The sequence below is a fragment of the Leisingera aquaemixtae genome, from assembly GCF_001458395.1.
GTDB classification, from domain to species: domain Bacteria; phylum Pseudomonadota; class Alphaproteobacteria; order Rhodobacterales; family Rhodobacteraceae; genus Leisingera; species Leisingera aquaemixtae.
The window spans coordinates 31,117-55,563 of the sequence record NZ_CYSR01000011.1 but is presented as its reverse complement, the minus strand read 5'-3'; the positions used below and the strand labels follow the sequence as shown (position 1 = coordinate 55,563).

24 protein-coding genes are annotated in these 24,447 nt (G+C 65.8%); 12 read left to right on the top strand and 12 right to left on the bottom strand.

The window, feature by feature from the left end:
- The first annotated feature begins 30 nt into the window (after nucleotides 1–30).
- Nucleotides 31–621, top strand: coding sequence for a glutathione S-transferase family protein (locus PHA8399_RS06150; protein WP_058285301.1), 591 nt, complete (start codon nucleotides 31–33; stop codon nucleotides 619–621).
- Here the strand turns inward: PHA8399_RS06150 and PHA8399_RS06145 are convergent.
- Nucleotides 594–1,793: a TIGR03862 family flavoprotein gene (locus PHA8399_RS06145; protein ID WP_058285300.1), complete on the bottom strand. Its 1,200-nt coding sequence runs from the start codon at nucleotides 1,791–1,793 to the stop codon at nucleotides 594–596. The genes PHA8399_RS06150 and PHA8399_RS06145 overlap by 28 nt on opposite strands.
- 68 nt (nucleotides 1,794–1,861) lie before the next feature.
- Here PHA8399_RS06145 and PHA8399_RS06140 point away from each other — a divergent pair, with 68 nt between their 5' ends.
- The gene (locus PHA8399_RS06140) at nucleotides 1,862–2,155 is read left to right on the top strand and encodes an HNH endonuclease (RefSeq protein WP_058285299.1); all 294 of its coding nucleotides are present in this window, start codon (nucleotides 1,862–1,864) and stop codon (nucleotides 2,153–2,155) included.
- Here the strand turns inward: PHA8399_RS06140 and PHA8399_RS06135 are convergent.
- The 3 genes from PHA8399_RS06135 to PHA8399_RS06125 are packed head-to-tail and all read right to left on the bottom strand — an operon-like array spanning nucleotide 2,152 to nucleotide 4,192.
- Nucleotides 2,152–2,838: a VOC family protein gene (locus PHA8399_RS06135; RefSeq protein WP_342027516.1), complete on the bottom strand. Its 687-nt coding sequence runs from the start codon at nucleotides 2,836–2,838 to the stop codon at nucleotides 2,152–2,154. The two genes, PHA8399_RS06140 and PHA8399_RS06135, sit on opposite strands and share 4 nt — an antisense overlap.
- Nucleotides 2,835–3,446, bottom strand: coding sequence for an enoyl-CoA hydratase/isomerase family protein (locus tag PHA8399_RS06130; protein WP_058285297.1), 612 nt, complete (start codon nucleotides 3,444–3,446; stop codon nucleotides 2,835–2,837). The genes PHA8399_RS06135 and PHA8399_RS06130 overlap by 4 nt, the downstream gene beginning before the upstream one ends.
- Entirely contained in the window at nucleotides 3,443–4,192 is a 750-nt protein-coding gene (locus PHA8399_RS06125) for an SDR family oxidoreductase (RefSeq protein ID WP_058285296.1), read from the bottom strand. Before PHA8399_RS06125 ends, PHA8399_RS06130 begins: the two co-directional genes overlap by 4 nt.
- Before the next feature lie 135 nt (nucleotides 4,193–4,327).
- Between PHA8399_RS06125 and PHA8399_RS06120 the strand changes: the two genes are divergently transcribed.
- The 5 genes from PHA8399_RS06120 to lpxK all read left to right on the top strand — a co-directional run bounded on the left by PHA8399_RS06120 (nucleotide 4,328) and on the right by lpxK (nucleotide 10,405).
- A complete protein-coding gene (locus tag PHA8399_RS06120; protein ID WP_058285295.1) occupies nucleotides 4,328–5,851 on the top strand; it encodes a DUF2125 domain-containing protein in 1,524 nt (507 codons plus the stop codon).
- A gap of 122 nt (nucleotides 5,852–5,973) precedes the next feature.
- Nucleotides 5,974–7,320, top strand: a complete 1,347-nt coding sequence (locus tag PHA8399_RS06115; RefSeq protein ID WP_058285294.1) for a TldD/PmbA family protein — start codon at nucleotides 5,974–5,976, stop codon at nucleotides 7,318–7,320.
- Nucleotides 7,307–8,110 carry an inositol monophosphatase family protein gene (locus PHA8399_RS06110; protein WP_058285293.1) on the top strand — a complete coding sequence of 268 codons (804 nt, stop codon included), beginning with the start codon at nucleotides 7,307–7,309 and terminating at the stop codon, nucleotides 8,108–8,110. The genes PHA8399_RS06115 and PHA8399_RS06110 overlap by 14 nt, the downstream gene beginning before the upstream one ends.
- A 113-nt stretch (nucleotides 8,111–8,223) precedes the next feature.
- Entirely contained in the window at nucleotides 8,224–9,417 is a 1,194-nt protein-coding gene (locus PHA8399_RS06105; RefSeq protein ID WP_058285292.1) for a 3-deoxy-D-manno-octulosonic acid transferase, read from the top strand.
- Nucleotides 9,404–10,405 carry a tetraacyldisaccharide 4'-kinase gene (lpxK, locus tag PHA8399_RS06100; RefSeq protein ID WP_058285291.1) on the top strand — a complete coding sequence of 334 codons (1,002 nt, stop codon included), beginning with the start codon at nucleotides 9,404–9,406 and terminating at the stop codon, nucleotides 10,403–10,405. Before PHA8399_RS06105 ends, lpxK begins: the two co-directional genes overlap by 14 nt.
- 83 nt (nucleotides 10,406–10,488) lie before the next feature.
- On the opposite strand, the gene PHA8399_RS06095 is transcribed toward lpxK, so the two are convergent.
- On the bottom strand, nucleotides 10,489–11,160 hold the full coding sequence (locus PHA8399_RS06095; protein ID WP_058285290.1) for a DsbA family protein: 672 nt from the start codon (nucleotides 11,158–11,160) through the stop codon (nucleotides 10,489–10,491).
- The gene (locus tag PHA8399_RS06090; protein WP_058285289.1) at nucleotides 11,157–11,684 is read right to left on the bottom strand and encodes a DUF721 domain-containing protein; all 528 of its coding nucleotides are present in this window, start codon (nucleotides 11,682–11,684) and stop codon (nucleotides 11,157–11,159) included. Before PHA8399_RS06090 ends, PHA8399_RS06095 begins: the two co-directional genes overlap by 4 nt.
- Before the next feature lie 84 nt (nucleotides 11,685–11,768).
- On the opposite strand from PHA8399_RS06090, the gene PHA8399_RS06085 reads away from it, so the two are divergent.
- Both PHA8399_RS06085 and PHA8399_RS06080 read left to right on the top strand, forming a co-directional pair.
- Nucleotides 11,769–12,833 carry an A/G-specific adenine glycosylase gene (locus PHA8399_RS06085; RefSeq protein WP_058285288.1) on the top strand — a complete coding sequence of 355 codons (1,065 nt, stop codon included), beginning with the start codon at nucleotides 11,769–11,771 and terminating at the stop codon, nucleotides 12,831–12,833.
- An 84-nt stretch (nucleotides 12,834–12,917) separates the two neighbouring features.
- Entirely contained in the window at nucleotides 12,918–14,051 is a 1,134-nt protein-coding gene (locus tag PHA8399_RS06080; protein WP_058285287.1) for an alkane 1-monooxygenase, read from the top strand.
- A 3-nt stretch (nucleotides 14,052–14,054) separates the two neighbouring features.
- On the opposite strand, the gene PHA8399_RS06075 is transcribed toward PHA8399_RS06080, so the two are convergent.
- The 4 genes from PHA8399_RS06075 to PHA8399_RS06060 form a co-directional block, all read right to left on the bottom strand.
- Complete coding sequence (locus tag PHA8399_RS06075) at nucleotides 14,055–15,446, bottom strand: adenylate/guanylate cyclase domain-containing protein (protein WP_058285286.1); 1,392 nt, start codon at nucleotides 15,444–15,446, stop codon at nucleotides 14,055–14,057.
- Nucleotides 15,447–15,636: 190 nt separating this feature from the next.
- Nucleotides 15,637–16,740, bottom strand: a complete 1,104-nt coding sequence (locus PHA8399_RS06070) for a site-specific DNA-methyltransferase (RefSeq protein WP_058285285.1) — start codon at nucleotides 16,738–16,740, stop codon at nucleotides 15,637–15,639.
- Between the two features lie 107 nt (nucleotides 16,741–16,847).
- Nucleotides 16,848–17,465, bottom strand: a complete 618-nt coding sequence (gene rnhB, locus PHA8399_RS06065; RefSeq protein ID WP_058285284.1) for a ribonuclease HII — start codon at nucleotides 17,463–17,465, stop codon at nucleotides 16,848–16,850.
- 102 nt (nucleotides 17,466–17,567) lie between these two features.
- The gene (locus PHA8399_RS06060; protein ID WP_058285283.1) at nucleotides 17,568–18,086 is read right to left on the bottom strand and encodes a hypothetical protein; all 519 of its coding nucleotides are present in this window, start codon (nucleotides 18,084–18,086) and stop codon (nucleotides 17,568–17,570) included.
- A gap of 170 nt (nucleotides 18,087–18,256) precedes the next feature.
- Between PHA8399_RS06060 and PHA8399_RS06055 the strand changes: the two genes are divergently transcribed.
- From PHA8399_RS06055 to PHA8399_RS06045, 3 genes are all read left to right on the top strand, one after another.
- Entirely contained in the window at nucleotides 18,257–18,550 is a 294-nt protein-coding gene (locus PHA8399_RS06055) for a hypothetical protein (protein WP_058285498.1), read from the top strand.
- Nucleotides 18,522–19,223 (top strand): winged helix-turn-helix domain-containing protein, encoded by a 702-nt coding sequence (locus PHA8399_RS06050; protein ID WP_058285282.1) that lies wholly within the window; start codon nucleotides 18,522–18,524, stop codon nucleotides 19,221–19,223. Before PHA8399_RS06055 ends, PHA8399_RS06050 begins: the two co-directional genes overlap by 29 nt.
- A 130-nt stretch (nucleotides 19,224–19,353) precedes the next feature.
- Nucleotides 19,354–20,928 carry a DUF427 domain-containing protein gene (locus tag PHA8399_RS06045; RefSeq protein WP_058285281.1) on the top strand — a complete coding sequence of 525 codons (1,575 nt, stop codon included), beginning with the start codon at nucleotides 19,354–19,356 and terminating at the stop codon, nucleotides 20,926–20,928.
- A gap of 184 nt (nucleotides 20,929–21,112) precedes the next feature.
- Here the strand turns inward: PHA8399_RS06045 and PHA8399_RS06040 are convergent, their stop codons facing one another.
- Together PHA8399_RS06040 and PHA8399_RS06035 are read right to left on the bottom strand one after the other, a co-directional pair.
- Nucleotides 21,113–22,147, bottom strand: a complete 1,035-nt coding sequence (locus PHA8399_RS06040) for a hypothetical protein (protein ID WP_058285280.1) — start codon at nucleotides 22,145–22,147, stop codon at nucleotides 21,113–21,115.
- The gene (locus PHA8399_RS06035; protein ID WP_058285279.1) at nucleotides 22,144–24,333 is read right to left on the bottom strand and encodes a dehydrogenase E1 component subunit alpha/beta; all 2,190 of its coding nucleotides are present in this window, start codon (nucleotides 24,331–24,333) and stop codon (nucleotides 22,144–22,146) included. The genes PHA8399_RS06040 and PHA8399_RS06035 overlap by 4 nt, the downstream gene beginning before the upstream one ends.
- Nucleotides 24,334–24,447: the final 114 nt, after the last annotated feature.

Genomic DNA, 24,447 nt, shown 5'->3' with positions numbered 1-24,447 from the left:
TCTTACCCGCACATGAACAGGAGAGAGATGATGTACACCGTCACAGGCATGCCGCTCACCCGCACCTTCCGGGTGCTCTGGGCGCTTGAAGAGCTTGGCGAGCCTTATGAGCTCCACCCGCACGGCCCCCGCAGCCCGGAAGTTCAGGCGCTGAATATCTCGGGCAAGGTGCCGGTGCTGCAGGCAGAGGGTGAGGTCATCACCGATTCGACCGCCATCATCACCTATCTGGCCGACAAGCACGGCGCGCTGACAGCGCCCGCCGGGACGGTGGCCCGCGCCAAGCAGGACGCGATCACCCATCTGCTGCTGGACGAGTTCGACGCCGTCCTGTGGGCCGCGGCCCGCCACAGCTTTATCCTGCCCGAGGAGCAGCGGGTGCCGGAGGTGAAAGGCAGCCTGAAATGGGAGTTCGGCCACAATCTGGCGCGGCTTGAGGGCAAGATGACCGGTCCCTTCCTGATGGGCGAGGACTTCACCATCGCCGACATCATCTTCACCCATTGCCTGAACTGGGCGCGCAGCGCCAAATTCCCGGTCGAGGGCGAGAAGATCCAGGACTACGGCAAGCGGATGCGGGAGCGCCCTGCCTTTCAGCGGGTCGCGGCACTCGCCAAGTAAGCCGCCGCCGCCCGGCCCGCCCAGCGCCCAGTCGCCAGGCATCCGGTCAGAAGGTAGCCGCCGGTGGGCGCTTCCCAATCCAGCATCTCCCCGGCGCAGAACGTGCCGGGGAGCTGTTTCAGCATCAGGGTGTCCTCCAGCGCACCGCGGCAGACGCCGCCTGCGGTGGAAATCGCCTCATCCATCGGGCGCAGGCCTGCGTGCTGCACCGGCAGCGCCTTGATCAGCTGCGCCAGGGACTGCGCATCCTGCGGCAGCGGACGCCCGAATTCCTGCAAAACCGCCGTTCGCGCAGGCCCCAGCTTCAGCACCTTGCGCAGATGGTTGGAAAAACTCGCCTTGCCGCGCGGGCGGGTCAGGCGGCTGGCAATCTCCGCCACGTCCAGGTCCGGCAGCAGATCCATATGCAGAACCGCACCCTCCCGGACCGCCGCGCAGACGGAATAAACGCCGCCGCCCTCCAGGCCGCGCTCCGAAATGACCGCCTCACCACGCGACGCCAGGCTGTCGGCGCGCAGGGCAATGCCCTTCAGCGGCTGGCCGAACTGAGGCTTCATATGCGCGGACCATTCCACCAGCAGACCCGCATTGGCCGGCTGGAACGGCGCGGTTTTCACGCTCTTTTCACGCAGATGCGGCACCCAGGCCCCGTCCGATCCGAGCCGAGCCCAGCTGGCGCCGCCCAGCGCCAGAACCACGGCCCCGGCCCCGATCCGCTGCGGCCCCTCCGGCGTCTCGAAGGCAAGCGCAGCGCCGTCCCAGCCGGTCCAGCGCCAGCGGGTGCGGATCTGAGCGCCGTACCCATCCAGCCGCGCCAGCCAGGCGCGCAGCAGCGGCGAGGCCTTCATCACCGTGGGAAACACCCGGCCCGTCGATCCGGTGAACAACGCGCTCCCCAGCCCCTGCGCCCAGTTCTGCACGGCCTGCGCATCAAAGGCGCGGATCATCGGGGCCAGCCAATCCGCTGCGCCCCCATAGTGGGTGATCAGCTGCTCATACGGCTCATCCTTGGTCAGGTTCAGGCCGGACTTGCCCGCCATCAGGAACTTGCGCGCAACCGACGGCTTGGCCTCGATCACCAGCACCCGGTGCCCGGCGCGGCCCAGCTCCTCTGCCGCCATCAGCCCGGCCGGCCCGGCGCCGATCACCACTGCGTCCCACGTTTCCGTCATGCCATCCCCTTGCCAGCGCCCGCCGCCAGCGTGTCTATTCACCGCACGAAACCGCAAGAGGCCCGCACATGTCCGATCCGGTCTGCCCGCTTTGCGGCCGTCCCATTCCCGACGGCGTCCCGCAAAGCCTGCACCATCTGATCCCAAAACTGAAAGGAGGCAAGGGCGGGCCGACCGTGCTGCTGCATGACATTTGCCACCGCGAGATCCACGCGACGCTCACGGAGGCAGAACTGGCCCGCGAATACAGCACCCCGGAAGCGCTGAAAACACACCCGCGGCTGGCCAAGTTCATCGTCTGGGTGCAGAAACGCCCGCCGGGCTTCCGCTCCCGCGTGCCCGGCAGGCGGCGCAAGCGCTAAGCGATCTCCAGCCCCAGAAGCGCCGGGCTGTCGCGCAGGTCCGCCCCGGCAATATGCTGGAATTCCAGCACCGTATACGGCCGCTTCCACAGCCAGGGCCGGTTTCCCACAGCCTGCAAGTCCGGATTTGGCGGGGTTTCCTCCGTGTAGGCCAGGAAATGCAGGTCAAAGCCGAACTCTGCCACGTCCTGCACCGCCAGCAGCGTCATGTCCGCGTGTATGGCCAGTTCGGCGGCGATGTCGCCGGTGCGCAAGGTGATCTGCCCCAGATGCGCGCCGCCGCCCAGCGGCAGCGCCGGATCGCCCGCCCCGTCAGGCCGGCTGCCCTGGAAGTCATGCTGCAGCAACTCTATGGCAAAGCCTTCGGGATCGTGCATATGCGCCATATAGCCAATGTCGCGGAACTGGTGCGGAGCAGAGACTTCCACCCCCTTCTGCCGCAGCTGTTCGCAGGCGGTATCCAGATCGGGCAGGCAGATGCCGATTTTCCAGTAGCGCTCCTCCCGTGAATGCGGAACCGGGCGGCCGCCCGGCTGCAGGACCAGATCCGCGTCTGCCCCGGCATAGCCTGCGCGCCAGCCGCCGTTGCCGCTGCGCGCCGTCATGCCCAGCACATCCGAATAGAACCGGGCCAGCCGTTCGGGATCCTGCACCTGCAGCTTCACACCGGACAGCCGCTTCACCGGCACATCCTCAGGATCCCGGCGGCGGTCTCCGGCTTGGCCGCCAGCGAATGCGCCAGCAGGTCCTGCGCGGTGGCCATCAGCGCGTCCGGCTCCACGATCCGGTCGACGAGGCCGTAATCATAGGCCTCTTGCGCGGTGATCTTCTGCCCTGCCGCCAGGATCATCTTGGTGCGCGCAGGCCCGATCAGCGCCGCCATTCGGCCCGCGTCCGAGGGCTGCGGCAGGTAGCCGAGCTTCATCACCGGATAGAAGACCTTGGCCGACGGCACGGCAAGGCGGACATCGCAGGCCAGCACCATGCCGTTGGCGCCGCCCGCGAGGGTTCCGTTCAGCACAGCGACCTTAAGGCAGGGCACGGCGGCCATCGCATTCGAAAGCCGCTCCCACACAGGAGAGGTCGCCAGACCGGCCCGTGCCTCGTCCAGGTCGGCACCGGCGCTGAAGACCTTGCCGGTGCCGGTCAGGATCAGCCCGCGCGCCTCCTGCGCGCGCTCGGCGATCTCTGCCAGCTCGGTCAGCATCGCGCCGGTCAGCGAATTGGCCTTGTCCGGGCGGTTGATGGTGATGGTCCACAGGCCGCTGTCCGCGATGTCCAGCCCGATCATGCCAGTCCGACCCGCTGGCGGATGCTGTCTTCGCGCAGGGAGACTTCCTCGCCGATATAATCGTCCGCGTCGGCCGTGCACATCCACAAGAGCGTCCGGGCGGGCCATTCCGGCGGGATGTGGTCTTCCCACTCCAGCGCGCTCACCGGGTTGATGCCGCTGGCCTTGATCTCGCGCTGCATTTTCGTTGCCACCGTGCCCGGCGAAAGGCCCATGGCGCGGATGCCGTTTTCGCGTTCCTCCAGGTCCAGCGCGCTGGTCAGCATCGCCGCCCCCGCCTTGGAGGTGCAATAGGCGCTCCAGCCCTCCAGCGGCCGGTGCGCCGCGCCGGAGCTGACGGTGATGATGGTGCCGCCGCCCGCGGGTTTCATCAGCGGCAGCGCGGCCCGGATCCCGTTGAACACGCCTTTGACGTTGATGTCGATCAGCTTGCCCCAGTCTTCGGGCTCAGCCGCCTCCAGCCTGGCGATCGGCTCGATCACCCCGGCATTGTTGATCAGCACATCCAGGCTGCCGAATTTCCGGTGCGCCTCGGACAGCGCCGCCGCCACCGCGGCATAGTCGGCCACATCGCAGGCGAAGGTCAGCACGTTCCCGCCGATTTCCGCCGCCAGTTCCTGCAGCGCCGCGCCGCTCCTTGCCAGCAAGGCCAGATTGGCCCCGGCAGCGGCAAACACCCGGGCCGCATCCGCGCCGATGCCGCGGCTGGCCCCTGTAATTACAACTGTTTTTCCATTGAAATCCATCCGCTGTCCCTCCAAGTGGCTGCTGTCCCAAGTGGTAAAGCGGTTACGGGGAGCGGTCCAGCCCAAGGCCCCCTTGACGGCACCGCCCGCCGGGCCGACGATGATTTCAATTATCTCACAGAGAAAGGTTCTCTAATGTCCCGAATTTTTGCGCGCGGCGGTGCCGCAGCGGCAATTTTGGTTGTTTCAGCCCAGGGCGCCCTCGCCGATCTCAGCGCTCAGGACGTCTGGGCCGAGTGGAAAGCGTATCTGACCAGCACCGGCTATACCGTGTCCGGCACCGAATCCATTTCCGGCAGCACCCTGACCGTTTCCGATGTGTCGATGGTCATGCCGATCCCCGAAGAGGACGGGTCTGGCACCGTCAGCCTCCCGGAAATCAAGTTCGTGGAAAACGGCGACGGCACCGTCAACCTGCTGCTGCCTGCGGAATTCCCGGTCGGGTTTGAGTTCTCTGGCGACGGCGAAGAATTTTCGGGCAAGCTGCTCTACACCCATGACGGCGCGCCGCTGACGGTGGCCGGCGATACCGAGAACATGAGCTATGATTACAGGTCGTCCAAGGTCACCGTGACCTTGGCTGAACTGGCCGCCGATGGCGAGGCGGTTCCGGACGGCGTGGCGAATGCGCAGGTCACCCTGAACGATGTGACCACCACAACCGACATGAAGATCGCGGAGGTACGCACCTACAAACAGGCGCTGTCCGCCTCCAGCCTGAGCTACGACATGGGGTTCAACGACCCGGAAAGCAACGGCAACGGGTCCTTCAAGGGCGCGCTGGAAGGGCTGAGCTTCAAGGGCACCAGCACCGTTCCGACGGGCCTCGACGCCCCCGACATGGCAGCGCTGCTGGAGGCCGGTTTTGCCTTTGACGGCACCTTTACCTTTGCCGGCGGCAAAGGCTCCATTTCCGGCCAGGAGGGCAGCGAAAGCTTTGCCATGGAGAGCAGCTCCGAAGGCGGTTCGGTCGCCATAGCGATGGACAATAAGCACCTGACCTATGACGTGTCGCAGAGCGGCACCAATGTGAACATCACCGGGTCCGAGATCCCCTTCCCGCTGGCGATCAGCATGGCGGAAGCCGGGTTCAACCTGATGATGCCGCTTGCCAAATCCGAGGAAGAGCAGGATTTCGCCCTGGGCGTCACCCTGCGCGACTTTGCGCTGCCGGAGATGCTGTGGGGGATGTTCGATCCGACCGGCCAGCTGCCGCATGACCCGGCCACCGTCGTTCTGGACCTGGCCGGCAAGGGCAAGGTGCTGTTCGACATGTTCGACCCGGAGGCGATGGAAGCCCTGGAGAAGGGCGAGGAACAGCCGGGCGAGCTGCATGCGCTGACCGTCAATCAGCTGCAGGTGTCCGCCGCGGGCGCTGAGCTGACCGGCACCGGCGACTTCACCTTCAACAACGAGGATCTGACCAGCTTTGACGGGGTGCCTGCCCCCGCAGGCGAGGCCAACCTCAAGCTGACCGGCGCCAACGCCCTGATCGACAAGCTGATCCAGATGGGCCTGATCACCGAGGGCGACGCCATGGGCGCGCGCATGATGATGGGTATGCTGGCAGTGCCGGGCGAGGCTGAGGACACCCTGACCTCGAAGATCGAAATCTCCGAGGATGGCCAGATCCACGCCAACGGCCAGCGCATCAAATAACCGTCAAAACCCTGACGGGGACTGCAAGGGGGCTGCCATGCGCGGCCCCTTTTTTGCAGCCCGCACTTGCGGCAAGCCGCCTCACTGGATAGCTCTTTTACAGAGCAGAACAGAAGGTGCCCATGACCCAGACCCCCGAAGCGCTTTGCCACGCCCTGATTGACGCCGCCCGCAAGGCCGGCGCGGATGCCGCTGATGCGATGGCTGCTGAGGGCAGCTCTCTCAGCATCGAAGTGCGCGAGGGCAAGCTGGAGCACGCGGAGCGCTCCGAAGGGACAGACCTGGGCCTGCGGGTCTTTGTGGGCAAGCGGCAGGCGCTGGTGTCGTCCTCGGACATGCGCCCGGAGACCATCGCCGCGATGGCCGAACGCGCCGTGGCGATGGCCAGGGAGGCGCCGGAGGATCCCTATGCGGGCCTTGCCGACCCGTCGCAGCTGGCCCGCGGCTGGGACCTGGCCGCGCTGGAGCTGGAAGACCCCTCGGGCGAGCCGGAACCGGCCGCGCTGCAGGCGGACGCCCTGGCGGCCGAGGCCGCCTGCCAGGAGATCGACGGCATCAGCCAGGTGCAGTCCGCCGCCGCGGGTTATGGCCGGCACGCGGTTCACATGGCTGCCACCAACGGGTTCTCCGGCGGCTACCAGCGCACCGGGCGGTCGCTGTCCTGCACCGGGATCGCAGGCACCGGCACCGGCATGGAGCGTGACCACGATGGCGACTCGCGCACGTTCCAGGGTGACCTGCGCAGCGCTCAGGAGATCGGCCGCACCGCCGGCGAGCGGGCCGTGGCCCGGCTGGGGGCGCGCAAGCCCAAGACCGGCAGCTTTCCGGTGCTGTTCGACGAACGCATCTCCTCCTCCCTGATCGGGCATCTGCTGTCCGCCGCCAATGGCGCCGCGATTGCCCGCGGCTCCTCCTGGCTGAAGGATTCGCTGGGCCAGCAGGTGCTGCCCGAAGCGCTCTCGGTCATCGAGGACCCGCACCGCCCGCGCATTTCCGGCTCCCGCCCCTTTGATGGCGAAGGGCTGCCGACCCGCCGCCGCACCGTGGTGGACAATGGCGTTCTGACCGGCTGGACGCTGGACCTGGCCTCCGCCCGCAAGCTGGGGCTGGAAAGCACCGGCAACGCCGCCCGCGGCATCGGCGGGGTGCCCTCGCCCGCGACCTGGAACATCGCGCTGACCCAGGGCGAGGCCAGCCGAGAGGATCTGATCGCCCAGATGGGCACCGGCCTGCTGGTCACCTCGATGATCGGCTCCACCATCAATCCGAACACCGGGGATTATTCCCGCGGCGCCTCCGGCTTTTGGGTGGAAAACGGCGAGATCGCCTATCCGGTGAACGAATGCACCATCGCGGGCAACCTGCTCGACATGCTGCGCCGGATCGTGCCGGCCAATGACGCACGCACGCATCTGTCCACCGTGGTGCCGTCGCTGCTGGCCGAGGGGATGACACTTGCCGGCAACTGACCTGCCCCTGCTTGTGAAAGCGGCGGAACTGGCCGGAGACATCGCATGCCGCTTCACGGGTCCCGAGGCCAGGAGCTGGGACAAGCCCGGCGGCGCGGGCCCGGTGACAGAAGCAGACCTCGCCGTGAACGCCATGCTGGAAGACATGCTGCAGAAGGCGCGCCCCGGTTACGGCTGGCTGTCGGAGGAGACCGAGGACAGCGCCGCGCGGCTGTCGCGGGACCGGGTGTTCATCATCGACCCGATCGACGGCACCCGCAGCTTTGCCCAAGGCTCCCGCACCTGGGCGCATTCCATTGCGGTTGCGGAAAAGGGCGTGGTGACGGCGGCGGTGATCTACCTGCCGCAGCGGGAGCTGATGTACACCGCGGCCAAGGGCCAGGGCGCCGCCTGCAATGGCGCCCCGATCCGGGTTTCCTCCGCCTTGGACCTGTCCATAACAGAGGTGCTGGCCGCCAAGCCCAACCTGCAAGCGCATCACTGGCTGGGCGGCATCCCGCCTGCGTTCATCCGCAGCTACCGGCCCTCGCTGGCCTACCGCCTGGCCAAGGTGGCGGACGGCCGGTTCGGTGCGATGCTGACGCTGCGGCCGAGCTGGGAGTGGGACATTGCCGCAGGTGATCTGCTGCTGCGCGAGGCCGGCGGCACCATCACCGACAAGACCGGCACCCCCTTGCGCTTCAACAACCCGGCCCCGCGCCTGAACGGCGTGGTGGCCGGCGGCAGCGCCCTGCACCGGGCATTGCTGGACGCGCTGGACCCGGACAGCCCCGGCATCACTGGACATTGACAGCGGCCGGCCTTAAGCGGCGGTAGCAGAGGCGGCTGCAACGCCGGCAAATTTTTCACAGACAAACCCGCATGTTGCCGATACGTTGGGCCGGAAATTTCAGATCGAACCAGATGCAACGGCGAACCACAGCTCCCAGCCGCCAATCCGTGCTGCAGCCCCGTCCCAGGGGCGAGCTGCTGTGGGTGCACGCAACAACGGCGGAGCGCTACCTGGCGCTGTGCGATATCGGCCGCCGGCTCAAGACCCTGCGCCCGGACCTGTCGGTGCTGGCCAGCTGGGAGCCCGGCCTGCGGCTGACCGGCACCGTCGGCTGCGATGTTCCCGTCGGCCCGCTGGCAGAAGACACCCAGGCGGAGGCGCGGGAGTTTCTGGGGCACTGGCAGCCTGACGCCTGCATCTGGACCGGCCCGCCCGCCCGGCGGGTGATGCTGCGGCAGCTGCGCGAGCAGGGCACCGGGGTTTTGCTGGCCGACCTGCTGGAGGATGAGGTTCCGAACCGGGCCAGCCGCTGGCTGCCGGACCAGCGGCGGCGGCTGCTGGAGGGGCTGACCTGCATCCTGACCCCGTCCAAGGACGTTCAGGCGCGGCTGGTCCGGACCGGCTTTCCGGCGGAGCGGGTGGAGCTGGCCGGCAAGCTGCGGGTCTCCGCTGTTCCGCCCGGCTGCAACGATGACGAGCTGGCCGCGATGCAGCAGACCCTGGGCAGCCGCCCGGTCTGGCTGGCGGCCCATGTGAAGCTGAGCGAGCTGTCCCGCATTCTGGACGCCCACCGGGGCGCCTTGCGGCTGCTGCACCGGCTGTTGCTGGTGATCGCGCTGGACGATTACGCGGATCTGGACGCCGCCCGCGGCCTGCTGCAGGACAGCGGGCTGTCCTTTGCCGACTGGGAGACCGGCGGCGAGCCGGACGATTTCACCCAGGTGCTGCTCACAGGCGGCGAGGATCTGGGCCTCTGGTACCGGCTGTCCCCGGTTGCGCTGATTGCCAGCAGCCTGGATCCCGCGGCCCAGGGCCAGTCGCCCCTGGATGCTGCCGCCCTGGGTTCGGCTCTGCTGCACGGCCCGGGCATCCATGCCCACCGCGACTTGTACGAGCGTCTGGCCAAGGCCGGCGCTGCCCGGCCGGTGCGGACGCAGGAGGAAATGACCGATGCGGTGGTCGCGATGTCGGCGCCGGACAAGGCAGCCGAGATGGCGCTGGCCGGCTGGCAAAGCGTGACCGAAAGCGCGGCCACGACCGACACACTTCTGGAAAAGGTTCAGGATCTTCTGGACCGGCGCGAGGATACCGATGCGGGCACCTGATTTCTGGCACAAGCCGCCGGGCGAATTCGATGCGCGGGCTGCCTTGCTGGCGCCGCTCGGCTGGGCCTATGCGCGCGCCACCGCGTCCAGAATCGCCAAGGGCAGCCCGGCTGCAGCCGGCGTGCCGGTGATCTGCGTGGGCAATCTGAACGCCGGCGGCACCGGCAAGACGCCCACGGTGATCTGGCTGCTGGAAACCCTGCGCAGCCAGGGGCACGAACCGCATGTGGTGACCCGCGGCTACGGCGGCACGATGGAGGGGCCGGTGCAGGTGCTTCCCGCCACGCATGACGCTGCCCAGACCGGGGATGAGCCGCTGCTGCTGGCCGCCTTTGGAGAGGTCTGGGTCGCCAAGGACCGCGCCGCTGGCGCCCGGGCCGCTGCCGCAGCGGGGGCGACGGTGATCCTTCTGGATGACGGCTTTCAGAATCCTTCGGTGGCGAAGGACCTGTCGCTGATCGTAGTGGATGCGCAGCATGGCTTCGGCAACGGTCGCTGCCTGCCGGCCGGTCCCCTGCGCGAGCCGGTGGCCGCCGGGCTGAAACGCGCCGATGCTGTTCTGTCGATCGGGCCGGAGGCGGCCCAGCAGGCCTTTGCCGCCGCCTGGGGCAGCCAGCTGCAGGGCCTGCCGCATTTCACCGGCGCGCTGGAGCCCTTGCAGACCGGAATGCCCTGGACCGGCACCCGCGTGCTGGCCTTTGCCGGGATCGGCCATCCGCAGAAATTCTTCGACACCCTGCGCAGCCTTGGGGCGGATATCGCCCGGGCCGAGGCGCTGGACGATCATCAGCCGCTGACCCCGGCGCTGCTGACCCGGCTGGAAAATGAGGCCAAGCTGCGCGGCGCCCAGCTGGTCACCACCGAAAAGGATGCCGTGCGCCTGCCCGCCAGCTTCCGCCGCAAGGTGATCACCCTGCCGGTGCGGCTGCAAGTTGCCGGAGACGGCGCCTTGAAAGACCTGCTGAAGAAAGCCGCGCCTGCGCCCTGAGCCGCCACGGGTTTCGCCGTGCCCCCTCAAACAGAAAAGCCCGGGCACAGGCCCGGGCTTGCCATTGTTGCAGCGGTGCTGGCTTAGCTTTCCAGCTCTGCATCGAGCAGCTTCTTGAACTCCTCGTAGGAATGGTTCGAGATCTTTTCGCCGTTCAGGATGAAGGACGGGGTCGACTCGATGCCGTGCTCGGTCGCGTTCTCCTGGTACCATGCCACCAGGGTCTGCGCCTTGGCGCCATCCTGCAGGCAGGCTTCCAGCTGCTCGTTCTCCAGCCCCGCCAGGCGGCCGATCTTGCGCAGCTCATCAACGATTTCCGACGCACCGCCGGCGCGTGCCCATTCGGACTGGCCCTTGTAGATCAGGTCGGAGATGCCAAAGAACTTGTCCGGCCCGTTGCAGCGCGCAATCATCGACGCCCACAGCCCGTAGCGGTCGAAATAGACCTCGCGGTAGATGAACTTCACCTTGCCGGTGTCGATGTAGTCTTTCTTCAGCTGCTTGAAGACCGTGTTGTGGAAATTGGCGCAATGCGGGCAGGTGTAGGACGCGTATTCGATCAGCGTGACCGGCGCATCCTCAGCCCCCAGGGTCATCTCGGTGATGGTCGAGGTGTCCACCTCGGCCTCCTGCGCAAAGGCGGCGCCGACCAGCGGGTTTTCCGGCAGATTGCTCTGGCTGTTGAAACCGGTCAGGGCATAACCGCCCGCCACAACCGCAACAGCGGCAAACACACCAGACATGAGACGGGTCATTTGAACCCCTTTCCTTGCGTTTTCTGTTTTGTCAGCACATTGCGCCCCAGGCGTTCCAGGGCGGCGCGCAAATCGTCGTTTTCCACCCCTTCGGCGGCCTTGCTGGCCTCCGCCGCATCCTGCGGGTCCGGCTGAAGCGGCGCTTGCACCTTGGGGGCATATTTGAATTCCACGCGGCCGTCGGAAAATCCCGTCGGTGCCGTTTGCGTGATCCGCACCTTGGAGATGGCGTTGAAACCGTAAACCGCGTTAACCCGCTCGCGCAGGCGTTCCTTCTGCATCTCCAGCATCGGCGCGTTGGCCCCGGTTGTCAGCACCGTCAGCGTGGCGCCAAAGGAGCCGCGGCCATAGCCGACATTCACCGGCCGCGCCATCGCGGCAATATCCGGGCCTGCGATCTCTTCCCAATGGGTCAGCAGCCGGGATACCGCGAAGCCGCGGCTCTCCCCCGCCTTGCGGATCTGCTCATTTAGAAGCTTGGAGGTTCGTGCGAACCCGCGTGTTGTGCTGCGCCTGAATGCCATGATCTAGCTTTTGCTCGACTGCGTACCCTATTGTAAAGAGCCCGAGTACAGGTGCCAGCCTAACCGAAAGCCAGGGAATAACGAATGCGTGACTTGAACAGCAATGCAGCGGAGATGAGCGGAGAGCTGCTGGCCTGGTACGATATCCACGCCCGCGAAATGCCGTGGCGCGTCAGCCCAGCAGAGCGCGCCACCGGAATCCGCCCCGATCCTTACAAGGTCTGGCTGAGCGAAGTGATGCTGCAGCAAACCACCGTGGCCGCGGTGCGGGAGTATTTCCTGCGCTTCACCAGCCGCTGGCCGACGGTCCTGGATCTGGCCGCGGCACAGGACGCCGACGTGATGAGCGAATGGGCAGGCCTTGGCTATTACGCCCGCGCCCGCAACCTGCTGAAATGCGCCCGCACGGTGGCAGGTGAGCTGGAGGGCGTCTTTCCCGGCAGCTACGAGGGGCTGCTCAAGCTGCCCGGTATCGGCCCCTATACCGCTGCTGCCATCGCCTCGATCGCCTTCGACCGCCCGGAGACCGTACTGGACGGCAACGTCGAACGGGTGATGTCCCGGCTGCATGACATCCATGATCCCCTGCCCGAGGTGAAACCTGTCCTCAAGGAGCGCGCGGCGGAGCTGACCCCGGCCCGGCGGCCCGGCGACTATGCTCAGGCAGTGATGGATCTGGGCGCCACCATCTGCACCCCCCGCAGCCCGGCCTGCGGCATCTGCCCCTGGCGGGCGCCTTGTGCGGCGCGGGTGGCAGGAACCGCCGCCGAGCTGCCCAAGAAAACACCGAAAAAGCCGAAACCCACCCGCTACGGCATCGTTTACCTGGCCGAATCCGCGGCGGGGACCTGGCTGCTGGAACGGCGCCCGGACAAGGGGCTGCTGGGCGGAATGCTCGGCTGGCCGGGATCCGAGTGGAACGAGGCCCCTGCGCCCAATCCCCCCTTTGCGGCAGACTGGCAGGACCTGGGCGGCGAGGTGCGCCATACCTTCACCCACTTCCACCTGATCCTGCAGGTGATGACGGCTGAACTGCCCGAAGGGTTCAACCCCGCCGCGGATCAGGAGCTGCTTCCCCGCCACAGGTTCCGCCCCGCCAGCCTGCCCACGGTGATGCGCAAGGCGTTCGACCTCTACAGGGGGCGTTAGGTCAGGCTGCGCCCCTCTTGGGTTTTCAGTTCTTTGGGCCTAGGGTCGCCCTTGACGCGCGCTGACTGATTGGGAGACCCCGGCATGATTGCCCCCGAAACCCTTGCCCGCTGGCAAAGCGCCCTGCCGTTCTGGATGTCCTTTCTGCTGCTGCCGCTGGTCTGGTTCGGCGCGCTGCAGGGCGGCTGGGCGCTGCTGCTGCCGCCGCTGGTCACCTGGCATCTGTTTGCGGTTCTGGACGGGATGTTCGGGCTTAACCTGGAAAACGCCGATCCGCAGACGCCGGACAGCGATCTGAAATGGTACAAGGCGCTGACCGCGGCCTGGGTGCCGCTGCAGTTCCTCACGCTGTTCGGGCTGATCTGGTACGTCAGCGGCGCGGAACACCTGAACGGGTTCGAAAAGGCCGCCGCGTTTTTCGGCGTCGGCGTGGTGACCGGCGCTGTCGGCATCAACTACAGCCACGAGCTGATGCACCAGTCCAGCCGGGTGGAGCGCTGGCTGGGGGATATCCTGCTGGCGATGGTGCTGTACTCGCATTTCCGGTCCGAGCATCTGCTGGTGCATCACCGCTATGTCGGCACCCCGCGCGATCCGGTCACTGCGCGCTACAACGAGGGTTTTCACCGCTTCTATCCGCGGGTGCTGCGGCAATGCTGGCATTCCGCCTTCCGCGCCGAGAAGGAGAAGCTGGCGAAGAAAAACCGCCCCTGGACCGACCGCTCCAACCCGTTCTTCCGCTACTGGGCGCTGCAGGCAGCCATGCTGCTGCTGGCGCTGCTGCTGGGCGGGGTAACCGGCGTGCTGCTGTTCCTGGTGCAGGCGGGCACCGCCATCTGGCAGCTGGAGGTGGTCAACTATGTCGAGCATTACGGGCTGACCCGCAAGCATCTGGGCGATGGCAAGTATGAGCCGGTCCAGCCGCGCCATTCCTGGAATGCGGCGCATAAGGCGTCGAACTGGCTGCTGATCAATCTGCAGCGCCATTCGGATCACCACTACAAGCCGAACCGGCGTTTCCCGCTGCTGCAGAATTATACCGAGGCCGACGCCCCGCAGCTGCCCTACGGCTACCCGGTGATGACCATCGCCGCGATGATCCCGCCCCTGTGGCGCCGGGTGATGAACCCCCGCGTGCGCCGCTGGCGGCAGCGGTATTACCCGGAGATCACCGACTGGCACGCCTATAACAAGGCCGAAAATCCGCTGCCGCGCTAAGGCTCAGCCCCAGGCCAGCACGGTCATCGGCTGATCCAGCCCGCGCACCTCCTGGCCGGGGTGCCGGGTGGCACCGTCCAGCAGGCCCGGCTCTGCCTGTTCTGCCCTGACCTGCTGCGCCAGCGTTTCACTGACCACGATCCTGGCCTGCAGCGTGCGGGTCAGGCTCTCCAGCCGGGCCGCAACATTCACCGTCATGCCGATCACCGCATATTCCAGCCGGTTGGCGCCGATATCGCCCAGCAGCGCCGCGCCATAGTGGATGCCGATCCCGGCGGGGATCTCCGGCTTGCCCTGGCGGATGCGCTCTGTATTCCACTTTGCCAGCGACGCCCGCATGGCGTGGGCACAGGCCAGCGCGTTGCTGGCATCCCGCACCCCCGACACCGGCGTGCCGAAGGTCGCCATCAGCCCGTCGCCCAGGTATTTGTCGAGCGTGCCGTGATGGCAGAACACCTCGCGCTCCATCCGGCCGTGAAACTCGCGCAAGAGATCGATCACCGCCCGCGGCTCCATCCCCGCTGACAGCCGGGTGAAGCCGACGATGTCGATAAACAGCACCGCCACGTTCTCGCTGCGCACCCGTTTCAGCGGCTCGTCGTTCTGCGACAGCTGCTCCACCACGTTGGGCGAAAAGTAGCGCGACAGGTTGGCCCGCTCCCGCGTCAGGCTGGCATTGCGCCGCAGCAGCCCGTTGAACCGGCGCACCGAAAAGCCCAGGGTCACCGCCACCAGCACAAAGACCACCGCCTCCTGCACCCGCAGGCGCACAACAAAACTGTTTGGATCAAAAAACTCCGCCAGTTCCGGACTAAAGCCTAGGGCCGTGTTCACCGCTTCCGAGAGCCCCGGAACCGGGCTGGAGAACCACCACACAAGGGCCAGCGCGCTGAGCCACATCATCGCCGTCCAGGTGCCGATCGCAATCACCGTGCGCCAGGAATAGGCCATGGTGCCAGCCGCAAGGATGATAAAGAAATACTGAAAATTGTCGAACCTGTACTGCATGGCCACCGGTATGACACGGCTGTCGAAGGGGTTGGGCACGACCAGGCCGTAGGTCATGATGAGGAGGTCTAGGAAAATCAGGAAAAGCTCTACCCGCGACCTGCCGACTTTGCCCGCCCGGCTGATGAACCATCCATTGAGGCACAAGAGCGCAAGGATCCCGTGGTAATACAGCACGCTCCAGACCGGGTTCAGGAAGACAATGAAAATCGCAATAATAGGCAGTGCAATCCAGCGGGCCCGCACAGCCAGCTGCAACCCGCGCCGTTTGTGCGCATCCAGCGCCGCCTCCGCAAACTTGCTTTCGGCGGATGAGGCCCGCTGCAAGCTGCCGCGCTCCGCCGCCTGAACGGCGCTGGTTCCGGACGCAAAGGCGGTATCGGTCATCGGCTTTCCCCCCTGCCCGCGGGCTGCTGCAGTTGCGGCACATCAGATAACGGCCCGGCACGGCACAGGGAATAGCGCATCGGGCCGCATCAATGCAAAAAACCCCGCCTGGAACAGGCGGGGCAAGGTGTGCGCCCGCGCATACGCGCAGGCGCCTGCAATAGACTGCTGTGTTCTGAAACCGTGGCCGTCAGTTCTGCATCTCGGCCCGGATCTGCTGGCGCAGCACGTCGATCGGCACCGTCTTGCCGTCGCGCTTGAAGCACCAGTAGGTCCAGCCGTTGCAGGACGGCGCATTTTCCAGATGCGCCCCCACCTGATGGATCGAGCCCTTGATGTTGTCGCCGATCAAGGTGCCGTCTGCCCGCACCTTGGCCTTGTGGCGGCGGTTCATCGAATAAAGCTCCTCGCCCGGGCGCAGCATGCCGCGTTCCACCAGCTGGCCGAACGGCACCCGCGGCGCCGCGCGCTTGCTGGCGGAAACCTCCAGCGCCTCGCGGTCGAACTTGCGCACTGCCTTGATCCGCTTTTCCGCCACCTTTCGATAGGCTTCCTCGCGCTCGATCCCGATGAATTCACGGCCCAGCATCTTGGCCACTGCGCCGGTGGTGCCGGTGCCGAAGAAGGGATCCAGCACCACATCGCCCGGGTTGGTCGCGCCAACCAGGATTCGGTGCAGCAGCGATTCCGGCTTCTGCGTCGGGTGCGCCTTGTCGCCGTTCTCGTCCTTCAGCCGCTCGTGGCCGGTGCAGATCGGCAGCACCCAGTCGCTGCGCATCTGGATGCCTTCGTTCAGCGCCTTCAGCGCTTCGTAGTTGAAGGTGTATTTCGCGCCTTCCGACTTCGACGCCCAGATCATCGTCTCATGCGCGTTGGTGAACCGCTTGCCGCGGAAGTTCGGCATCGGGTTCGACTTGCGCCAGATGACGTCGTTCAGCACCCAGTAGCCTTCGTCCTGCAGCAGCGCGCCGACCCGGAAGATGTTGTGGTAGGAGCCGATCACCCAGATCGAGCCGTTCGGCTTCAGCACCCGGCGCGCCGCCTTCAGCCACTCGCGGGTGAACTGGTCATAGGCCGCAAAGCTGGAAAACTGGTCCCAGTGATCGTCCACGGCATCGACCTTGGAGTTGTCGGGGCGGTGCAGCTGGCCTTTCAGCTGCAGATTGTAGGGCGGATCCGCGAAGATCAGATCGACCGAATTGGCCGGCAGACTGTTCATCGCCTCGATGCAGTCCCCGCCAATAATCGTGTTTAAAGGGAGCGCTGCCGCGCCCTTTGTCATGGTTTTATTCATTGCTCTGCCTCATAACCGCGGCGCATTTTTGCGCTCATTAGGTTGTCCACAGGATGAGTCATCGCGGATTCGAGGTCAATTTGTTTATTACAACAACGCCTTACGGTTCACTCTTGATACAAGATGTTGTGTAACGGCTTAAAGGAGCGCCGATGATGTGGGGTCACACCCAGCTGAACTAGCGCCTCGCGGTGCTGTTTCGAGGGGTAGCCTGCGTTTTTCTCCCAGCCATATCCCGGGAACTGTTGCGCCAAATCCACCATGATCCGGTCGCGTGCCAGTTTGGCGATTATCGACGCCGCCGCAATCGACAGCGATTTGGCATCCCCCTTGACGACCGCTTCGCAGGGCAAGACCAGCCCCTTGGGGATCAGATTGCCGTCGATCAGCAAGTAATCCGGCGCCGGGTCCAGCGCCGCCACCGCGCGCTCCATCGCCAGATGGGAGGCGCGCAAAATATTCAGGGAATCAATCTCTTCCACCGTGGCGTGGGCAATGGCCGTCTGCGCGGAGGACAGGATCAGGCCTTCCAGCGCCGCGCGTTTTTTCAGGCTCAGTTTCTTGGAATCGTTCAGGCCCTCGGGGATCGCGGCACCGTCCAGAACCACTGCCGCGGCCGTCACCGGCCCGGCCAGCGGCCCGCGGCCCACCTCATCCACTCCGGCAATCCTCAGATGCCCCTGGGCAAGGGCGGCGGCTTCTAGGCTGTAGTCTGGCTGTGTCATGCGCCCGACAAAGCCAATGGCCGCCGGTTATGCAAGGGCCGCGGCGAAAAAAGGGGGGGCCGAAGCCCCCCAGTTTGCTGCTGCTCGAATCTGCGCTTTGGCTCAGCGCCGCACCAGCCGGTAGCCGTGGCTGTTCAGGCATCCCGGCTTGTATCCGGTGCGATGGCGCTGGCCGTTCCAGAACGTCACCCGGCAGGACTTCGGCAGCGCCTTGGTTTGGCCATAGCTGCGCTCCAGGCAGCCCTTGCCGACCAGCGGATGAGTGCGGCTGTAGCGCGGGAAGTATTTCAGGCACTGGGACGGCAGGTCATAGCGGCGCACCCGTGGCGGCAGCGGTTTCACATACCTGTCATCACGGCCATAGCCCCGGTAAGCGTGGCCGCCATGGGAATGGTTGTGCGGGGGCTGCGTGTAGTTATGGGTCACCGCATTGTCATCCTTATCCCTTGAATGCTTGATGGCAGCGCCAAGGATCCCCAGCAGCGCCAAGCCGCCGAGGATCTTTGCAACGTCTTCATCGGCGCGGGCGGGGGCCGCCGTGAACCCGGTGATGGCAATGGATGCGGCGACGATCAAAGCAATGAATTTGCGGTGCGGTTGCGGGCGGGATGTCCGGGCCATATCGGGACCTTTCTCAGAAATGGATTGTCGCGCAGCCAATGCGCCTTGATGACCCCAGCCTGCTTCCGCTCGCGCCGGACAGGCAATATCGGCCTGTTGTTATCAGATATCAGCCTGCCCAACCCCCTGCGGTTATTGAATTTCACGCCGCAGAACCGCAGGATGCCATCATGAAACAGCACCTTCTGATTGCCGCTGCCGCGGCCGCCCTTCTGGCGCTTTCCACCCCGGCTCAGGCCGCCGAATGCTTTGCCGATTACAAGGCCAAGCAGGACAACCCCTTGCGTCTGCATTACGGTGTGATCCAGCTTTCAGGCGCCTGCCAGAAGCAGGCCGCCCGCAGCGAGATCCAGGCGCGCATCGCGTCCGATGGATGGAAACTTTTGAATGTCCTGACCGTCTTCGGCCCCGAAGGCCTGCAAGAAAGGAAGGCCAATGCCGGACCCTACTATCTCCGTTTCTGAGGCCCGCGCGGCCGGCAGCAGGGTGATCGCCTTCGGCATTGCCGCCATCGTTGCGCTTTTGGTGATTGCGGGCACGGTGCTGCTGCTGACCTTGCCGGATGCCAATGCGTTCAACGCGCGCGTTGAGCGGCTGTTTGTCGAAAACGACCTGACCGCCCAGGCCGAAATCAAGCTGCTGGAGATCCTGGCCCAGTCCGGCACCGCCTTTGCCGACACGCTGACCAGCTACCGGATGGTGATCTTTGTGCTGCTGGTCTTTGCAACCGCGATGATGGTGGCAGCGCTGGCGGTGCTGGGCATGCTGGTGATGCTGAACCGCCGTATGGCGCAGATTGAACGGTCTGGCATCCAGGTGAATGAACTCCTGATCAGCCGCGATGAAAACACCGTCTATCTGAACAATATGGGGTTCAAGCTGACGCCCGCCGCGATGGAAACCCTGTCGGTCCTGGCCGAGGCCCGGCTGGACGACGACGTGCTGTCGGGGGCCGAGATCGAGGCGGTCATCTCAGGCCGCACCTCAGCCGATTGCGAGGAAGCTGCCGGCGCCACCCGGATCAAGCGGCTGCGGGACACGCTGGGCAATCAGATGGTCAGCGAGCTGCTGGTCAAGAACATCGCCAAGCGCGGGTATGTTCTGGCCATCAGCAAGGACGTGATCCGCATGGTCTGATGCTGCCCGCTCCGGTCCGCTCAACATCACGTGTTGCGCACTGGATTTCCCGCCGGCAGACCCCAGATAGATCAGAACCGGCCAATGCCGGCCGGTCCTGACAGCCGCAGAACAGACAAGGACCTCAAGGATGGATGCACAGGTTCAGACCGGCACCCGCGGATACGGCATTGTCGTCGAGCCGCTGCACGGCCAGGTCACTGCCCGGCGCAATGGCATCATCCTGGCGCAAAGCACCCGTGCCAAGGTGATGTATGAAACCCGCCTGCCCCCGGCGGTCTATTTCCCGGCAGAGGACGTGACCGTTCCGCTCTCCCCCCATACCGCCCTGCAAACCTTCTGCCCGTTCAAGGGCACCGCCAGCTACCGCGACATCCTGCTGCCGGGGGATCGCGTGCCGAACGGTGTCTGGGCCTATGAGGACGCGATGCCCGAGGCCGCGGCGATTTCCGGCCATATCGGTTTCATGCCCGGGGCAGAGGCTGAATTCGACCTGGGCCGGAACACGGTTGAGATGCCGGACTACGGCAATATCTCCGGGCCGGTGATCGACTGGCTGCTGCGCGATGCTTCCTTAGTGCCGACCCCAGAAGAGCTGACCGCCGCCTTGGCGGAAAAACTGGTGGAGCAGGGCATCTACCTCTCCCGCCTCTCGGTCATGGCGTGGTCGCTGCACCCGCTGATCGCGGGCAAGAACTATATCTGGCAAAGGAAGACCGGCGAGGTCACCACCTACGCGCCGTCTTACGAGATCCACGATCACCCGGCCTACCGCAACAGCCCGCTGCGGCATGTCTCCAACGGCTTGGGCGGGGTGCGCCACAGGCTGGACGCCTGCTGCTCAGACGATGCCTTCCCGATCCTCGAAGACCTGCGCAAGGAAGGCGCCACCGATTATGTTGCCATGCCGCTGCGGTTCTCCGACGGGCGCATCAACGTGCTGACCCTGACCAGCGCCCACCCAAACGGATTTTCCACCGCAAACCTCGGGCTGATCTTCGAATGCTCCGGCGTGATCGCGCGGTATTATGAAATCTTCATGCAGCGCGAAAACGCCCAGTCGCTTTTGGAAACCTATGTCGGCAAACGCACCGGCGCCCGGGTGCTGGGCGGCGAGATCCGCCGCGGCGACGGTGATGAGATCGACGCCGCCATCATGTTCTGCGACCTGCGCGGCTCCACCCGGCTGGAGGAGCAGCTGGGCCGCCAGGACTATATCGCGCTCTTGAACCAGTTCTTCGAGACCGCCTCGACCATCGTGCATGATCACGGCGGCGAAGTTCTGAAGTTCATCGGCGACGCTGTGCTGGCGGTGTTTCCGGCCGGCAGCGACCCGGAACAGGCCCGCACCCAGGCGCTCAACAGCGCCCGCGCCATCGTGGCCCGGCTGGAGAAGATCGCGGGCGAGGAAGACGGACACCGCTGCGAAGCCGCCATCGGCATCGCCTACGGCCGGGTGACCTATGGCAACGTCGGTTCGCGGGAGCGGCTGGACTTCACCGTGATCGGCCAGGCCGCCAATATCGCGGCGCGGCTGGGTGATTACGGCAAGACGGTCAATCATCCGGTCGTCGTCAGCTGCGACATCCTGAGCGATCCGTCACATGGCATCCCGCTGGGCGCGGTCAGCCTGCACAATGTCTCGCAGCCGGTGACATGTTTTGCCATCCCCGCCAGGCCCGCACCGCAAGCCGCGGCAGAATAAACGCGGATGAACATGCGCACCGGATAAAGGACCGCCGGAGCAACCCTGTTCCTGAACGCCGTCTCAGCAGCCGCCCTCCCGCCCTGCCCGCAGGGCAGGGCCACGCCCAAGGCTGCTTTGCCGGCATCTTCGATGCTGGCAACAGGCGCGGGAGCTTTCCGCTGCCCCGCACCCAACGCCGCATTCAGCCGGTTGCAATCCCGCGCTGCGCCTCATCCCCCATGGACACCAGCAGCGGGTTCTCCGCCTGCCGCGCCTTGAAGGCCGCCTTGCCGGTCATCCCGTTCCAGCCGCAGTGCACCAGCGATTGCGCCACCGCGCCGCCCAGCGTGGTGCCGGGGCCGGTCACGATGAACAGGTCCGGCGCAAACTCATAGGCCGCGTTCTGCACCGCACGGGTGAAATCATAGGGCTCCACCACCTGATGCCCCAGCGTGTAGTCCCAGAGCGCCTGGGTATCGGTGGCCCCCGGCCACCAGATCTGCCCGCGCCCGTCGATCAGCGGCACATTCGGCTGGGTGAACAGGTCCGCCCCCAGCCTCTTGCGCCCCTCCGCCGCCACCGGCGCCTGCAGCGCGGTGTGAAATGCGGCGTGGTTGGCCAGACGCATCGGGAAACGCTCATCAACTACTGGCACTGCCGGCTCGAACGCCGCCAGCCCGGCCTCGTTCCCGGCCAGCACCAGCAGCCCGCCCAGATCAATCGACAGCGCCAGATCATGCCCCTCGCGGGCATTGATCTCCGCTGCCAGTGCCAGCAGGTCTGCCTTGCGCGCGGGGTCGTTCTGCCAGTCCGGCCCGGCAAAGGGATAGACCAGCTGACCGCCGATCAGCTGCTCCTGCATCAGCGTGCCCATGGTGTTCACCACCTTGAACCCGTCCGCGGCATTCAGCGCGCCGGCCGCCGCCAGCGCGATATACCAGCCCATTGAGTTGCCGGTGACCACAACAACCTCGATATCCTCCGCCAGCGACTGCGCATCCGCCAGCGACGAGGCGTAGATCAGCGACGAGGCGATATCCCCGCGGGAATATTTCGACACCGAAAACCGCGTGGCGGCATCCAGTGCAGTGACCTCTTCTTGCCCGGCGTCCCGCCGCTGCGCATCAAAACCCGCAAACAGCGCGGCCTTATCCGCGTGGTGGCGGTGCAGATACCCCAGCTCCGCCTTGTTATAGGTGCCCCGTCCAGGGCAGATCAGAACAGCGGTGCGGGTCATTTCTTGCCTCCTGCCAGCGTCAATGCAGCCGCAACGATGCTGTCCTTGGACGGCAGCGTCGCGCCATAGGCGGGCCCGGTTGCGATGAAGCAGTCGCTGGCGGCAATCCTAGCCATGGGGATATCGCTCTGCTCCGCAAACAGCGCCATCAGCGCTTCCGACTGGCTGCCGGTGATGCGGCATTCATCGACGATCAGAACGTGCTTGCAGCCCTCGACAGCTTCCAGCAGCGCCGCCTCCGGCAAGGGCGCCAGCCAGCGCAGGTCCACGATCCGCGCCTGCACGCCCTGCGCCGCCAGCTCTGCTTGCGCCTGGGTGGAAAGGTAGCGCCCGTTGCCATAGGTCACGATGGCCAGATCGCTGCCGTCCCCATGCACGCCTGCCTCGCCCAGCCCGATGCGCCGGTCCGGCGAAGGATAGGTCCGCATCCAGCCGCCGTCCTTTGCCTCAAGCAGGTCCCGCATCGGGTAGAGCGCAATCGGTTCGACAAAGACCACCACCCGCTGCTCCTCGCGCGCCAGACGCACCGCCTCGCGCATCATCATCGCGGCCTCGGCGCCGTCCGACGGGCAGGCAATCACCAGCCCCGGAATATCCCGCAGCACCGCCAGCGAGTTGTCGTTGTGGAAATGGCCGCCAAAGCCCTTTTGGTAGCCCAGCCCGGCAATCCGCAGCACCATCGGGTTGGCGAACTGCCCGTTCGAGAAAAACGGCAAGGTCGCCGCCTCGCCGCGCAGCTGATCCTCGGCGTTGTGCAGATAGGCGAGGAACTGGATTTCCGGGACCGGCAGGAACCCGTTGTGCCCCATGCCGATCGCCAGCCCAAGGATCGACTGCTCATCCAGCAGCGTGTCAATCACCCGGTCCGGCCCGAACCGCTGCTGCAGCTTCTGGCTGACGCCATAGACCCCGCCCTTGCGGCCCACATCCTCGCCCATCATGACGATTTCGCGGTGCTCCAGCATCAGATCAGTCAGCGCCCAGTTGATCAGGCGCGACATCGGCTGGGGTTCCTCCATCGCCCGCAGGTCGCTGCCGAACGCCTCAGCGCGCGTCTCGGCGCTGGGGCCATTGGTGGGCGCGCACGTCCGCCTGGGCGGGATCAGGCTGGCCGCCACATCCGCCCCCGTTTTCAGATGCGGCCGCGTCACCGCTTCCGCCCGGATCCGCTCCACCCTAGCGCTGGTGTCCTGGTAGATCTTCAGCGCGTCCGCAGGGTTCAGCACCCCGGCCTCGTCCAGCAGCCGCACCGAATGCAGCAGCGGATCGTTGGCCTCATCCGCCTCTACCTCGGTCTTGGCCAAGTAGGTGGTCGGCACATCCGCGCCGGCATGGCCGTAAAGCCGCACGGTGCGCAGGTGCAGGAACGCGGGCTTCTTGCGGGTCCTCACATACTCCGCCGCCTCCTGCGCCACCTGAAAGGCGTTGTAGATATCCAGCCCGTCCGCCTTGAAATATTTGATACCGGGGCGATGCGCCATCGAGGCCTCGATCCAGCCTTTCGGCGTCTTGGTCGAAATGCCGATCCCATTGTCCTCGCAGACGAACAGCAGCGGCAGAGGCACCGCCTGCACCGAGGTCCAGCCCGCCGTGTTGATCGCCCCCTGCGCGGTCGAGTGGTTGGCAGAGGCATCCCCGAAGGAGCACATGACAATCGCATCCTCAGGCAGCACCTGGTGTTCCGGCTGGTGCCGATTGGCGGCGCCAATGGAATAGGCCGCACCGACCGCCTTGGGCAGATGCGAGGCGATGGTCGAGGTCTGCGGCGGGATCATCAGCGCCTTGGAGCCCAAGACCTTGTGCCGACCGCCCGAGGTCGGATCCTCGCTGGAGCAGGCAAAGGACAGCAGCATGTCCCAGGCAATCCGCTGCCCCGGCACCTGATCGGCGCGGGCGATCTGGAAGGCCGCATCCCGGTAATGCAGGAACGCCATGTCGGCCGGGCGCAGGGCGCGGGCCACCGCCGCCATCCCCTCATGCCCGGAGGAGCCGATGGTGTAAAACCCCTCTCCCGCTTTCTGCATCGCCCGGCTGGTCAGATCCAGCACCCGGCTCAAGACCTGCGCGCGAAAGATGCCTGCAGCCTCCGCCGCGGCAAGCGGCCCTGCGGGCGCGGCGCCTGCAGGCAGGATCCCGGCCTGAACCCTTTCGAGGAAATTCTGATGCACGATCTGGGCGCGGTCCATGCGGCCTCCTTGGAACACTTGCTGTGTGTTGTTATCCGCGAAACCCCGGAGCAACGCTAATGAGATTGCGTACTGCTGCCATTCCAAAATGGAATGACAGACGGCGGGCTCAGT

What these genes read in the sequence shown, in the direction of transcription:
- lpxK (WP_058285291.1), top strand. Translation starts at nt 9,404, where the DNA reads ATGCGGGCACCTGATTTCTGGCACAAGCCGCCGGGCGAATTCGATGCG.
- PHA8399_RS06115 (WP_058285294.1), top strand. Translation starts at nt 5,974, where the DNA reads ATGACCCAGACCCCCGAAGCGCTTTGCCACGCCCTGATTGACGCCGCC.
- PHA8399_RS06140 (WP_058285299.1), top strand. Translation starts at nt 1,862, where the DNA reads ATGTCCGATCCGGTCTGCCCGCTTTGCGGCCGTCCCATTCCCGACGGC.
- PHA8399_RS06035 (WP_058285279.1), bottom strand. Translation starts at nt 24,333, where the DNA reads ATGGACCGCGCCCAGATCGTGCATCAGAATTTCCTCGAAAGGGTTCAG.
- PHA8399_RS06095 (WP_058285290.1), bottom strand. Translation starts at nt 11,160, where the DNA reads ATGACCCGTCTCATGTCTGGTGTGTTTGCCGCTGTTGCGGTTGTGGCG.
- PHA8399_RS06060 (WP_058285283.1), bottom strand. Translation starts at nt 18,086, where the DNA reads ATGGCCCGGACATCCCGCCCGCAACCGCACCGCAAATTCATTGCTTTG.
- PHA8399_RS06145 (WP_058285300.1), bottom strand. Translation starts at nt 1,793, where the DNA reads ATGACGGAAACGTGGGACGCAGTGGTGATCGGCGCCGGGCCGGCCGGG.
- rnhB (WP_058285284.1), bottom strand. Translation starts at nt 17,465, where the DNA reads ATGACACAGCCAGACTACAGCCTAGAAGCCGCCGCCCTTGCCCAGGGG.
- PHA8399_RS06080 (WP_058285287.1), top strand. Translation starts at nt 12,918, where the DNA reads ATGATTGCCCCCGAAACCCTTGCCCGCTGGCAAAGCGCCCTGCCGTTC.
- PHA8399_RS06075 (WP_058285286.1), bottom strand. Translation starts at nt 15,446, where the DNA reads ATGACCGATACCGCCTTTGCGTCCGGAACCAGCGCCGTTCAGGCGGCG.
- PHA8399_RS06070 (WP_058285285.1), bottom strand. Translation starts at nt 16,740, where the DNA reads ATGAATAAAACCATGACAAAGGGCGCGGCAGCGCTCCCTTTAAACACG.
- PHA8399_RS06050 (WP_058285282.1), top strand. Translation starts at nt 18,522, where the DNA reads ATGCCGGACCCTACTATCTCCGTTTCTGAGGCCCGCGCGGCCGGCAGC.
- PHA8399_RS06150 (WP_058285301.1), top strand. Translation starts at nt 31, where the DNA reads ATGTACACCGTCACAGGCATGCCGCTCACCCGCACCTTCCGGGTGCTC.
- PHA8399_RS06045 (WP_058285281.1), top strand. Translation starts at nt 19,354, where the DNA reads ATGGATGCACAGGTTCAGACCGGCACCCGCGGATACGGCATTGTCGTC.
- PHA8399_RS06085 (WP_058285288.1), top strand. Translation starts at nt 11,769, where the DNA reads ATGCGTGACTTGAACAGCAATGCAGCGGAGATGAGCGGAGAGCTGCTG.
- PHA8399_RS06120 (WP_058285295.1), top strand. Translation starts at nt 4,328, where the DNA reads ATGTCCCGAATTTTTGCGCGCGGCGGTGCCGCAGCGGCAATTTTGGTT.
- PHA8399_RS06125 (WP_058285296.1), bottom strand. Translation starts at nt 4,192, where the DNA reads ATGGATTTCAATGGAAAAACAGTTGTAATTACAGGGGCCAGCCGCGGC.
- PHA8399_RS06040 (WP_058285280.1), bottom strand. Translation starts at nt 22,147, where the DNA reads ATGACCCGCACCGCTGTTCTGATCTGCCCTGGACGGGGCACCTATAAC.
- PHA8399_RS06130 (WP_058285297.1), bottom strand. Translation starts at nt 3,446, where the DNA reads ATGATCGGGCTGGACATCGCGGACAGCGGCCTGTGGACCATCACCATC.
- PHA8399_RS06055 (WP_058285498.1), top strand. Translation starts at nt 18,257, where the DNA reads ATGAAACAGCACCTTCTGATTGCCGCTGCCGCGGCCGCCCTTCTGGCG.
- PHA8399_RS06090 (WP_058285289.1), bottom strand. Translation starts at nt 11,684, where the DNA reads ATGGCATTCAGGCGCAGCACAACACGCGGGTTCGCACGAACCTCCAAG.
- PHA8399_RS06105 (WP_058285292.1), top strand. Translation starts at nt 8,224, where the DNA reads ATGCAACGGCGAACCACAGCTCCCAGCCGCCAATCCGTGCTGCAGCCC.